Genomic DNA, 11,910 nt, shown 5'->3' on the forward strand with positions numbered 1-11,910 from the left:
GGCCCGGGGTGGGTCCGACCCACCCCGGGCCCGGTCCGGGCCGGTCAGGCCGCCGGTGTGGCGGTGAGCTCGAACCACATCCGCTTGCCCGAGCCGCGCGGCTCCACGCCCCAGCCGTCCGCCAGCGCCTCGACCAGCATCAGCCCGCGCCCGGAGGAGGCCTGCTCCCCCGGCGTCCGGCGGGTCGGCCAGAGGTCGGACTCGTCCTCCACCTCGACCCGCAGCCGGGCCCGGCCGCCGTCCGCGGCCGACTCGCGGTAGAGCCGGGCGGTGAACATGGCGTCCCGGTCGGTGTGCCGGATCGCGTTGGTGACCAGCTCGGAGACGAGCAGCTCGGCGGTGTCCACCAGCTCGGCCACGCCCCAGCGGCGCAGCGCGTCGCGCAGCTCGGCCCGCACCTCGGAGATCCGGGCGAGGTCGGCCTGCCCGATCCGGCGACGCAGCTGCTGGGCGGCCAGGCCGCCCTCCGGCCCGTCCCAGCGCAGCAGCAGGAGCGCTATGTCGTCCTCGCGCTCGCTGGAGTAGGCGACCTGGGAGGAGATCCGGTCGGCCAGCTCCTCCAGCGGGTCGACCCGGCCCTCCGCGCGCTCGGCGAGCGGTCCGGCGAGCACCTCGGTCAGCCGGGCGATGCCGTCGTCGAGGTCCATGCCACGCGCCTCGACCAGGCCGTCGGTGCAGAGCAGCACCGTCTCGCCCGGGTCCAGGCTGAACCGGGTGACCCGGTACTCCTCGTCCGGGGCGATGCCCAGCGGCAGCCCGCCGGCGACCTGGACCACGGCGGCGGTGCCGTCGGCCCGGCGGACCACCGGGTCGAGGTGACCCGCCCGGACGGCGTAGACCACGCCGTAGTCGACGTTGACCTCGGCGTAGGTGCAGGTGGCGAAGTGGTCGGTGTCCAGGTCGGCGAGGAAGCGGGAGGCGCGGGCCATCACGGCCGCCGGCGGGTGGCCCTCGGCCGCGTACGCGCGCAGCGCGATCCGCAGCTGGCCCATGATCCCGGCGGCGTGCACGTCGTGCCCCTGGACGTCGCCGATCACCAGCCCGACGTGCCCGCCGGGCAGCGGGACGACGTCGTACCAGTCGCCGCCGATCTGCAGACCGGAGCCGGCCGCCAGGTACCGGACGGCGGTGGTCACCCCGGGCACCGACGGGACGGTGCGCGGCAGCATCACCCGCTGCAGGCCGGCCGCCAGCTCGTGCTCGGCGTCGTGCAGCCGGGCCCGGGCCAGCGACTGCGCCACCAGGCCGCCGAGGGTCGACAGCAGGGTGCGCTCGTCGGCGTCCAGCTGGCGGTCGTCGTCGAAGCTGACCAGGCAGACGCCGATCGGCCGGCCGCTGGCGACCAGCGGCAGGAACGCCCAGGAGCTGCGGCCGGTCCGACTGGTCGGCGTCCACACCCGCGCGTAGCGCTCCAGGAACTCCTCGCGGCTGGCGATGAAGACCGGCGCCCGGTTGCGCAGCGCCTCGGCCGCCGGGTGGTCGGCGGGCAGCACCGAGCGGTCCCAGAAGGAGAGCTCCTCCGGCCGGTAGCCGGAGGCGCCGAGGATCTGCACCCGGCCGGACTCGAAGGAGGCCAGTACCAGGCCGTCCGGCGGCAGCCCGGGCAGCGGGAGCTCGGTGAAGACCCGCGCCACGTCACGGACGGTGACGGCCTCGGAGAGCGCGCGGGCGGCCTCCTTGATGAACCGCGAGCGCTCCTCCCGCAGCAGCGCCATCCGGTCGGCGCGATCGCGCTTGCGCAGCTCGACGGTGGCGTCCCAGATGAAGCCGACCATCCGTGAGGCCCGGCCGAAGGCGTCCGCGAGGACCCGGCCGCGGAACCGCACGGCGCGCATCGCGCCGCTCGGCCCGACGGTGCGGTAGTAGGCGCCGCACTGGCCGAGCTCGGCGACCGCCCGCTCGACCCGGCGGCGCACCACGGGCGCGTCCTCGGGGTGCAGCAGGGCCAGGAAGGAGGCGGAGGTGCGGTCGAAGCGGTCCCGCTCGGCCGTGTCCAGACCCATGATCGCGCAGGCCCGCTGGTCGCCCTCCAGGACGTCGCGGCGGATGTCCCAGTCGAAGGAGCCGATGCCGTTGGCGGCCATCGCGGGCTCCAGCCAGTCCGGCGTGGAGTCCCCCGAGGCGACGGGCAGGCCTCCCGAGAGCATCGGTGCCAGCCGGCCTGCGGCCAGTCCGGGCGCCGTTCGCAGCGCGTGCCTGCGCACCGCCTGGGCGGGTGGTCTCGCCCGCCCCGACCCGGCCGTGGACTGGCCGGGAGGAAGCGCCGGCCCCGGTGACTCGGGCTCAGTGGGCATGCTGCTCCTGCCGCTGCCGTGACGGGCCGCGCCGACTGTCCGGCCTGGCCGCGTGGCAGTGTGAGTGGGTGGTGCTCGATCGGACCGTGCCGCCGGGCGGTTGTCAGTCGAGGTGAGGTCTCCCCGCTGTCTGCCGCACGTGGACACACATTCCCACCATCCTGGCCAATGTTCGGCCGAGCGGCAATGGCACCGGGCCGGGAATATTCGGCTCGGCCTTCGCCCGGGGGTGCCGTTCGGCAGCGAACGACCTGGTACTGCCGGTTCGGACGCCCGGTCGGCCGGCGTCCGTGGACTGCGCCGAACGGGTGGCGCCGGGGCCGCCGGGCAGCAACGGCGGCGGCGCGAGGAGCGGGCGGACGGCGGCGCGGGGGGGCGGGCCGGCGGCAACGCGAGGGGCGGGCCGCGGATCGGGGCGCGGGGCGACAGGTGGGGCCGGGACACAGGAAGAGGGGACGGGCAGAAGGGTCAGGCGGTGACCAGCTCGAACCAGGTGACCTTGCCGTCCCCGCGCAGCTGCACGCCCCAGGAGTCCGCCAGCGCCTCGACCAGCATCAGCCCGCGCCCCGAGGTGGCGTACTCGGCGTCCGGGTCCCGGCGGCGGCCGGGCAGCCGGGTGACGCCGTCCTGGACCTCGATCCGCAGCCGCAGGTCCGCCGTGAGCACCGCGTCGAAGACCGCGCCCTGACCGGTGTGCAGCAGCGCGTTGGTGACCAGCTCGGAGGAGAGCAGCTCGGCCGTGTCGGCCAGCTCGGGCACCCCCCAGTGGCCGAGCGCGGAGCGCAGCCGCCGGCGGACCGCGCCGACCGCGACCAGATCGGCCGCGTCGACCGCCAGGTGCAGCCGGCGGTTGAGCGCACACCCCGGCGCCGGGGTGCTCGGCAGCGCCTGGCCCGCCGTGCCGGTGACCCCGGACGCACCCGGTGCGCCCCCTTGGGGCCTGGACCGGAAGGCATCCCCCGAGCCCGTCCGCTGCCGCGGGAATCGCGACTGACCGTCCATCACCACATGCCCCCGCCCTCAATCCGGGCACCCGCTGCCGGATCCCCCGCCGGTCGGGTGGCCGCCTCGTTCTGACCACCATCCTCATGCCCAGCTTTCGGCGTTTGGAACAGTGTGCGTCCGATCACCTGGGGTGAAAGGGGCACGGCGTGGTCCTCGTGATCCAACTGCCCGCGCCGGACAGGTTTGCGATGCGTACGAGCCGTTTTCGGGCAACGCTGGACAGAGCGGCCGGGTCCGGGTTCAATGGCCCGAGATGTTTGAACGCCGTTCTAACTTCATCCCCGGCACCCACCGGCACTCCCCGGCGACCGCGAGCGAGGAACCGTGCGACTGACTCCCACCGAGCGGGACCGGCTGCTGATCTTCACAGCAGCCGAGCTGGCCCGCGCCCGGCGCGCCCGAGGCGTACGCCTCAACATCCCCGAGGCGCACGCCCTGATCGCCGACGCCGTCTGCGAGGCCGCCCGCGACGGCCGGCGCCTCGCCGAGGCCATCGAGGCCGGGCGCAGCGTGCTCACCGCCGACGACGTGCTCCCCGGCGTCCCGGACGTGGTCACCGTCGTCCAGGTCGAGGCGGTCTTCGACGACGGCACCCGGCTGGCCGTGGTGAACGACCCGTTCAAGGGCGCCGGCTCGCTCGGCGACGACGCCCCGGGCGGCGCGCTGCTCGGTGCGGGCACGGGCTACGACCCCGTCGAGGAGACGGTGGTGCTGCCCGTCCACAACACCTCCGGGGTGCCGATCTCGGTCACCTCGCACTTCCACTTCTTCGAGGCCAACCCGCGCCTGGCCTTCGACCGCGGAGCCGCCTACGGCACCCACCTCGCGGTGCCGGCCGGGTCCTCGGTGCGCTTCGACCCGGGCGCCACCGTCGAGGTCGGCCTGGTGCCGATCGGCGGCACGCGGGTCGCGATCGGCTTCGCCGGGCTGGTGGACGGCCCGCTGGACGCGCCCGGCGCCAAGGAGGCCGCCCTGGCCAAGGCCCGCGCGACCGGCTACCTGACCAACTTCGACGACGCCGAGGTGGAATCGTGAGCTCCATCACCCCGCACGACTACATCGCGGTGCACGGCCCCCGGGCCGGGGACCGGATCCGGCTCGGCGACTCCGGTCTGATCGTCCGGGTGGAGTCCGACTCGCAGGCACCCGGCGAGGAGTTCCTGGCCGGCTTCGGCAAGACCGCCCGCGACGGCCTGCACCTCAAGGCCGCCGCCGTCCGCGACACCTGCGACGTCGTGATCAGCAACGTGCTGGTGATCGACGCGGTCCAGGGCATCCGCAAGACCTCGATCGGCCTGATCGACGGCCGGATCGCCTCCATCGGCCGGGCCGGCAACCCGGACACCCTGGACGGTGTGGACGTCGTCGTCGGCACCGGGACGACGATCGTGTCCGGCGAGGGCATGATCGCCACCGCCGGCGCCATCGACACCCACGTCCACCTGCTCTCCCCGCGGATCATGGAGGCCTCGCTCGCCTCCGGCGTCACCACGATCATCGGCCAGGAATTCGGCCCGGTCTGGGGGGTCGGGGTGAACTCGCCCTGGGCACTGCGCCACGCCTTCAACGCCTTCGACGCCTGGCCCGTCAACATCGGCTTCCTCGGCCGCGGCTCCTCCTCCGACCCGGCCCCCCTCGTCGAGGCCCTCGCCGAAGGCGGCGCCTCCGGCTTCAAGGTCCACGAGGACATGGGCGCCCACACCCGCGCCCTGGACACCGCCCTGCGCGTCGCCGAGGAGTACGACGTCCAGGTCGCCCTCCACACCGACGGCCTCAACGAATGCCTCTCCGTCGAGGACACCCTCAAGGTCCTCGACGGCCGCACCATCCACGCCTTCCACATCGAGGGCTGCGGCGGCGGCCACGTCCCCAACGTCCTCAAGATGGCCGGCGTCGAGAACGTCATCGGCTCCTCCACCAACCCCACCCTGCCCTTCGGCCGCGACGCCCTCGGCGAACACTTCGGCATGATCGTCTCCGCCCACGACCTCAAGGTCGACCTCCCCGGCGACGCCGCCATGGCCCGCGACCGCATCCGCGCCGGCACCATGGGCGCCGAGGACGTCCTGCACGACCTCGGCGTCATCGGCATCACCTCCTCCGACGCCCAGGGCATGGGCCGCGCCGGCGAGACCGTCCGCCGTACCTTCGCCATGGCCGGCAAGATGAAGGCCGAACTCGGCCCCCTCGACGGCACCGGCTCCTACGGCACCACCGACGGCGGCGACGACAACGAACGCGTCCTGCGCTACATCGCCAAACTCACCATCAACCCCGCCATCGCCCACGGCCTCGCCCACGAGGTCGGCTCCATCGAGATCGGCAAACTCGCCGACATCGTCCTGTGGCGCCCCGACCACTTCGGCGCCAAACCCCAACTCGTCCTCAAGGCCGGCTTCCCCGCCTACGGCGTCGTCGGCGACCCCAACGCCTCCACCGACCGCTGCGAACCCCTCGTCCTCGGCCCCCAGTTCGGCGCCCACGGCGCCACCGCCGCCGACATCTCCGTCGCCTTCGTCGCCCAGGCCGCCGCCGACGGCGCCTACCTCGACCGGGCCGCCGACGGCATGCCGACCAGGCGCCGCCGCGTCGGCGTGCGGAACACCCGCGGCATCGGCCCGCGCGACATGGTCCGCAACGCCCGGATCGGCAACGTCCAGGTCACCGAGACCGGCCTGGTCTCGCTGGACGGCTCGCCGCTGCGCTCCGAGCCCGCCGACAGCGTCTCGCTCAGCCGCCTGTACTTCCTCTGACCCACCCTCACTTTCTTTCCTAGGACGCGAAGATGACCCCCACCCCCGCCTCGCTCGGTTACCGGATGCCCGCCGAGTGGCACCCGCACGAGCGCACCTGGATGGCCTTCCCCACCACCAACCCGACCTTCGACAGCCCGGAGCACCTGCACGCCGGGCGCGAGGCCTGGGCCGCGGTGGCCAACACCGTCGTCCGGTACGAGCCGGTGACGCTGGTGGTCAACACCGGCGAGACCGAGCAGGCGCGCAAGTACGTCTCCCCCGAGGTCGAGATCGTCGAGCGCCCGCTGGACGACGCCTGGATGCGTGACATCGGCCCGTCCTTCCTGATCGACGGCAAGGGCTCGCTGGCCGCCGCCGACTGGATCTTCAACGGGTGGGGCGCGCAGTCCTGGGCCCGCTGGGACAACGACCAGCACATCGCCGAGCACATCAGCGAACTGACGGGCGTTCAGCGCTTCGCCTCCCGCCTGATCAACGAGGGCGGCGGCATCCACGTCGACGGCGAGGGCACCGTGCTCGTCACCGACACCGTGCAGCTCGGCGAGGGCCGCAACTCCGACTGGACCCGCGAGGAGGTCGAGGCCGAGCTGCACGCCCACCTCGGCACCACCAAGGCGATCTGGCTGCCGCGCGGACTCACCCGCGACTACGACGAGTTCGGCACCCGCGGCCACATCGACATCGTCGCCTCCTTCGTCCGCCCCGGCGTCGTGGTCGCCCACGTCCAGCCGGACCCGGCCCACCCCGACCACCAGGTGTGCCAGGAGCTGGTGGCGATCCTGCGCGCCTCCACCGACGCACAGGGCCGCGCCCTGGAGGTCGTCGAACTGCCCGCCCCCACCGTCCTGCTGGACGAGGACGGCGAGCCGGTCGACTACTCCTACATCAACCACTACGTGGCCAACGGCGCCGTGGTGCTCTGCGCCTTCGACGACCCACGCGACCAGGAGGCCGCCGCCATCCTCGGCCGCGCCTACCCCGGCCGCACCGTCGAACTCGTCGACGCCCGGGAGATCTTCGCCAACGGCGGCGGCATCCACTGCATCACCCAGCAGCAGCCGAAGGCCGTCTGACACACGGCCCCCGGGGAGCGGCAGACGGTCCCGCCGACCGTCTGCCGCCCGGCGTCGACGCCCGAGTGGACACCGGGCAGGGGCACCCGTCCACCACGATCCGGATCACGTGGTTTCGCCGATGTCGAACACCACGGATCGCATGCTCATGGCGCGAACCCAGCGGGGCAAAAGGCCCCCCTTTGATCACGACTCCATCACTACACGCTCACACTCCGGCGCCCGCCGATACGGTCCCCTCACCACGACACGCCACACGTCCCCAGGGGGACCCATGCGCCGCGCCACCCTCACCGTCCTCGCCGCAGCCGCCATCCTTGGCATCACCGCGTGCGACCCCGTCACCAGCACCACCAACGCAGCACCACCGACCAGTGCCCCTGCCGTCGCCGCCCCTACGGCCGACCCGGCCGGGGCGCCGGCCGGCGCCAAGACCGCAACGCTGCCCGGCTTCGTCGGCATGGGCCTGCAGTCCGCCCAGAACGCCGCCCAGAAGGTCGGGTTCTTCTCCCTCACCAGCCACGACGCCCTCGGCCGGTCCCGCAGCCAGATCGACGACCGCAACTGGAAGGTGTGCACGCAGAGCCCGGCGGCCGGTGACCATCCCACCAGCGCCAAGATCGACATGGGCGCGGTCAAGCTCGACGAGACGTGCCCCGCCCAGGACCAGGGCACCGGCGGCCCCACCAAGGCGGGCTCCAGCATGCCCGACTTCAAGGGCAAGGCCGTCTCGGTGGTGCATGACTCCCTCGACAAGGCGACATCGATCAGCACCAAGGATGCGAGCCCCCAGAACCGCATGGTGCTGGTGGTGTCGAACTGGCAGGTGTGCTCCCAGGACCCGGCAGCCGGCGCCGCGCTGACCGGCCAGCCGGTGACCATCAAGGCCGTCAAGTTCGGCGAGTCCTGCCCCTAGTCCAGCCCGAAGAGGTGACGCCGGACAGGGAACGGAGAGGCCACCTCGCCGATCGCCTTCCCGGCAGCGGCAGCGGCAGCGGCGTGTGGCACGGCATCACCTGCCCGTGACCGGTCAGTGCGGGTGGCGGCCGGGGTCGTCGGTGGTGAGGCCGTGGGTGCTGTGCATGGCGATCGAGGTGTAGGAGGAGCGCAGGGCCCGGAGCTGGGCGAGGCGTTGCTGTTCGGCGAGCAGGCCGTCGAGGTTCTCGGTGGGGCCGTTGTGGCGGCGGTGCAGGTGAACCGCCAGGCCGGTCACGACCACGGCCAGGGTTGCGAACAGGGCGATGAGCGTGGCCATGGCCACCCCCTCGGATCGGGGTCGTCCGTTGCCCGGACGATGCGGGTGCGCACCGTGCGGCAATCGGTACGTACCCGCAGCAACGGGGTGGCGAAACGGCCGGCTTCCCCCTCCGTGGTCCTTCGGGCACGGCCAGTATCGTGGGACCGGAGCGGCACAGCCGCAGCAGCACAGAGGAGAGCAGCACATGGCGGACGCCCGCCCGCGCCGGCCGGCGCGCCCCCGCGAGGAGGTCTTCGCCACCGCGCGGGCCGCCATCGCCGAGCACGGGCTCGCCAAGCTCACCATGGCCGGCCTCGGCAAACAGTTGCAGATGAGCGCCGGGCACCTGCTCTACTACTTCGGCAGCAAGGACCAGCTGTTGCTGGAGACGCTGCGCTGGAGCGAGGACCAGCTCGGCGCCCGCCGCTACACCGCCCTGACCGACGGCGGGCGGGACGTCTGGGAGCGGTTGGGCGACTACACCCGGCTCTACCTGCCCGAGGGCCCGGGCGATCCGCGCTGGATCCTCTGGGTGGAGGTGTGGGGGCGCTCCCCCGCCAGTGAGGAGCTCCGGCAGGGGCAGTTGGAGATCGAGGCCCCCTGGGACGCCGACCTCGTCGCCCTGCTCGACGAGGGGACGGCCGGCGGCTCCTTCAGGGCCGGACCCGCCGGAGCGGACGGCGGCGCCGAGGCAGCGGGCGGCACCGGGGCGGCCGAGCGCGCAGCCCAGATCCGCGCCCTGCTGGACGGTCTCGCCGTGCCGCTCGCGCTCGGCCTGCCCGGCGCGCGCCGCACGAGGGCGCTGCACCTGGCGGAGTCCGCCTGCCGGACCCTGCTGGCACCCGCCTGACGGACACCGCCCGGAGGGCCCCTCACTCCGTCCAGATCGCGGCCGCCGTGCGGTCGTCCGCATAGCCCTTGGCGCGGACCTGCACCTGGCGCAGGAAGTCCACGGTGCCCGGCGGGTGGGGGTGTGCCCAGTGGGCGGCCAGGAAGTGTGCGACGGCCGGCTCGTCGGCGATCGGCCGGGCCAGGCCCGGGGTGCAGAGCAGCAGGATGTCGCCCGGGGTCGCCGGGACCATCCGGAAGCGGAACGGGCGCGGGTCCGGCACCGGACCCTCCGGCACCGGCGGTTGCCCGTCCGGATGGTGCAGCAGTCGAGCCGCGTAGGCGTCGATCCAGTGGCCGGAGCGCAGCAGGTACAGCCCGCCCGGGCCGACTCCGAAGGCCGCCCGGTAGGAGGCCGCCGGGTCGAGCGAGAGCAGCAGGCAGTGCAGCGAGGCGGGGGAGGCCGGGTCGTCGCCCGCCGCCCGGGGGGTGAGGGCGCGCAGCGGGGCGGCGGCGGCCGTGGCGAGCCGTTGGAGGCCGTAGCGGAGGCGGTCCCGCGCACCGTCGCGCAGGTCCGCGGCGAGGCCGGCCCGGCTGCGGCCGATCGCGGCGGCGAGCTGGCGGCAGGACTCGGCGGCGGCGGTGGCGACCGCCCCGGGGGCGAGCTCGGCCTCGGCGAGGGTGCCGGAGGCGCCCACGCCCGTGCGGTCGAAGCCGCCGAGTGCGGCGAGTAACAGGCCGTCCGCACCCTCACCGAACCTGGTCACCAGCAGCGCGTCCCGGCGGGGCTCGCCGCGGTAGCGGGCGGAGTCGCCGCGGACCGAGACGGCTCGCAGGGTCGCGCTGGCGTACTGGGCCCCCTCCAGGACGGTGTCCGGCACGACGGCGCCGAGCGAGCCCGGGTCCGCCTCCGGCACGGCGGTCGGCTCGGGCCCGTAGGTGGGCGGCCGCTCGCCGACGTGCGGGACGGCGGGGCCGGCGTCGGCGAGCACCGAGCGGGGGGCGGGGCGGGCCACGGACGCGACCGCGGGGGCGGGGTCCGGTTCGGGGACGGCAACGGGCTCGGGCTCGGGGGCGGGGTCAGCGGCTTCGGACTCGGCGGCGGGAGCGGGCTCGGGTGCCGACTCAGTCACCGGCTCGGGCTCCCGTACGGCTTCCGGCTCCGCGGCCTGCTCCGGCTCCGGTTCCTTCCGCAGGACGGGCGCCGGCTCGGGCTCGTGATCGGGCTCCGCCACCGGCTCGGGCCCCGCCGCCCAGGCCGGGGCCTGGAACCTGTGCGTCTCCTCCGGTCCGCGCTGCTGCCCGATCACACCGACCGCGGTGTCGAACCAGTCGTCGATGCTGTCCCGCCCCGGTGCAGCGGGCTCCGGCGCGGGCTCCCCGTCCGCCGGCCCGCCCGTGCGCTGTTGGCCGATCAGCCCGGCCGCCGTCTCGAACCAGTCGTCGACGCTTCCCTCCCCCGGTACCGCGCCCGGGGTGTCGGGGAGGGTGCCCGCCGGCCCTTCGTAGACCGTTTCCCACCAACCGTCGTCCGGTCGGTGCTGCTGTGCGGGTGCACCCTTTTTGCTCATCTGGCGGCTCCTGGTCGGTCCGTGGTCGCGCCGCCCCCGGCGGGGCCGGACTCGACGTCATTGTCTCCGAGTGCAACGACGCTGTCCGGGTTTCGGCGACAACCGCACACTGATCGGATGATCCCGATCACCGGGTTCGCCCCTTGTTCCGCTTCCGTTCCGTCCGTGCTTGCCGGAACTGCCCGGAGCAGGGTGTTTCCGGCGTGTTCGGTAGGTTCGGGCGCCGAAAATGGGGGCCGAGGAGGGGCATCGCTTCACTCGTTCGGCTGATTAAATGTGCGCATGACCGCGTCGGCCCCCAGATCGCCCCGACCGGGGAGGGCCGTACTCGCGGACCGCCCGGTGGGTGCCCTGTGGTTCCTCCTGCTGGTCGGGCTGCTGACGGCGCTCCCGTGCGCGGGTCAGGCCCAGGCGGTCTCGGCGGACCGGTCCGCCCCGGCCGCGGCCGTTCCGGAGAGCACCGTCGTCGGCCCGGCCGTCGCGGCCTCCCCGACGACCGGGGCACCGCAGGCGCCCGCGACACCGCGGGCGTCCGGGGCGGAGCACGCGTCCCGGCAGGCCGGGGCCCCGCGCACCGGCCCGGCCGTCACGCCGTCCGACCGGCTGCACGCCGAGGAGAAGCGGCACTGGACGTGGTGCTCCGCCGACGGCGAGCCGCCGCACCGCGACAACGGCTGCTCCGGCCACCCGTACTGCGCCCAGGACGCCCAGCTGCCCAACCCGCCGCCGCATCCGCAGCCCGCCGTGACGGCCCGCCCGCAGACCCCCGAGGCGCAGCCCCGGCTGGTGTCCAGCGGGCTCCTGGACGGTCCGCGCCCGGCACCCGACCTGCACGAGCTCCAAGTTCACCGGTCCTGAGCGGAACCCACCGCCGGCCCTCCCCCCTGCCCGTCCGAACGGACGGCGCAAGGGGCGGCGCCGACGGATCCGCCCCTCCGCCCTCTCATCAGACCGCCGCGCCCGAAGCGCGCGGCGGGGACAAGGACACCTCATGGGTTCCGCCTCGAAGCAGTCCAACAAGCCGAGCGGCAAGCAGGCAGGTCTCGACCGCCGCGCCCGGATAGCCGAGCTGCGCGCCGCCGAGCAGCGCCGCGACCGTCGGAACAAGATCATCGCCTCGGTGGTCGCCGGCACCCTGGTGATCGC

Annotated in this window: 10 protein-coding genes; 6 read left to right on the plus strand and 4 right to left on the minus strand. The window is 74.2% G+C overall.

All coding sequences use genetic code 11. The features are described from left to right. Nucleotides 1-44: 44 nt before the first annotated feature. Nucleotides 45-2,294 carry a SpoIIE family protein phosphatase gene (locus tag ACFVYI_RS41615; RefSeq protein ID WP_387895168.1) on the minus strand — a complete coding sequence of 750 codons (2,250 nt, stop codon included), beginning with the start codon at nucleotides 2,292-2,294 and terminating at the stop codon, nucleotides 45-47. Nucleotides 2,295-2,762: 468 nt separating this feature from the next. After that, the gene (locus ACFVYI_RS41620) at nucleotides 2,763-3,296 is read right to left on the minus strand and encodes an ATP-binding protein (RefSeq protein ID WP_387895171.1); all 534 of its coding nucleotides are present in this window, start codon (nucleotides 3,294-3,296) and stop codon (nucleotides 2,763-2,765) included. A gap of 327 nt (nucleotides 3,297-3,623) precedes the next feature. Between ACFVYI_RS41620 and ACFVYI_RS41625 the strand changes: the two genes are divergently transcribed. The 4 genes from ACFVYI_RS41625 (at nucleotide 3,624) to ACFVYI_RS41640 (ending at nucleotide 8,044) form a co-directional block, all read left to right on the plus strand. Then, a complete protein-coding gene (locus ACFVYI_RS41625) occupies nucleotides 3,624-4,334 on the plus strand; it encodes an urease subunit gamma (protein WP_387895172.1) in 711 nt (236 codons plus the stop codon). Continuing rightward, entirely contained in the window at nucleotides 4,328-6,052 is a 1,725-nt protein-coding gene (locus tag ACFVYI_RS41630; protein ID WP_387895183.1) for an urease subunit alpha, read from the plus strand. Before ACFVYI_RS41625 ends, ACFVYI_RS41630 begins: the two co-directional genes overlap by 7 nt. Before the next feature lie 32 nt (nucleotides 6,053-6,084). Continuing rightward, nucleotides 6,085-7,128: an agmatine/peptidylarginine deiminase gene (locus tag ACFVYI_RS41635; RefSeq protein ID WP_387895174.1), complete on the plus strand. Its 1,044-nt coding sequence runs from the start codon at nucleotides 6,085-6,087 to the stop codon at nucleotides 7,126-7,128. A gap of 274 nt (nucleotides 7,129-7,402) precedes the next feature. Continuing rightward, on the plus strand, nucleotides 7,403-8,044 hold the full coding sequence (locus tag ACFVYI_RS41640) for a hypothetical protein (protein ID WP_387895177.1): 642 nt from the start codon (nucleotides 7,403-7,405) through the stop codon (nucleotides 8,042-8,044). Between the two features lie 114 nt (nucleotides 8,045-8,158). On the opposite strand, the gene ACFVYI_RS41645 is transcribed toward ACFVYI_RS41640, so the two are convergent. Continuing rightward, entirely contained in the window at nucleotides 8,159-8,383 is a 225-nt protein-coding gene (locus ACFVYI_RS41645) for a hypothetical protein (RefSeq protein WP_387895179.1), read from the minus strand. A 187-nt stretch (nucleotides 8,384-8,570) separates the two neighbouring features. Between ACFVYI_RS41645 and ACFVYI_RS41650 the strand changes: the two genes are divergently transcribed. Then, a complete protein-coding gene (locus tag ACFVYI_RS41650) occupies nucleotides 8,571-9,215 on the plus strand; it encodes a TetR family transcriptional regulator C-terminal domain-containing protein (RefSeq protein ID WP_387895180.1) in 645 nt (214 codons plus the stop codon). A gap of 22 nt (nucleotides 9,216-9,237) precedes the next feature. On the opposite strand, the gene ACFVYI_RS41655 is transcribed toward ACFVYI_RS41650, so the two are convergent. Continuing rightward, nucleotides 9,238-10,764 (minus strand): hypothetical protein, encoded by a 1,527-nt coding sequence (locus ACFVYI_RS41655; protein ID WP_387895181.1) that lies wholly within the window; start codon nucleotides 10,762-10,764, stop codon nucleotides 9,238-9,240. Between the two features lie 342 nt (nucleotides 10,765-11,106). Between ACFVYI_RS41655 and ACFVYI_RS41660 the strand changes: the two genes are divergently transcribed. Beyond that, the gene (locus tag ACFVYI_RS41660; RefSeq protein ID WP_387895182.1) at nucleotides 11,107-11,622 is read left to right on the plus strand and encodes a hypothetical protein; all 516 of its coding nucleotides are present in this window, start codon (nucleotides 11,107-11,109) and stop codon (nucleotides 11,620-11,622) included. Nucleotides 11,623-11,910: the final 288 nt, after the last annotated feature.

This window comes from Kitasatospora sp. NPDC058218, from assembly GCF_042882445.1.
Taxonomy (GTDB): Bacteria; Actinomycetota; Actinomycetes; order Streptomycetales; family Streptomycetaceae; genus Kitasatospora.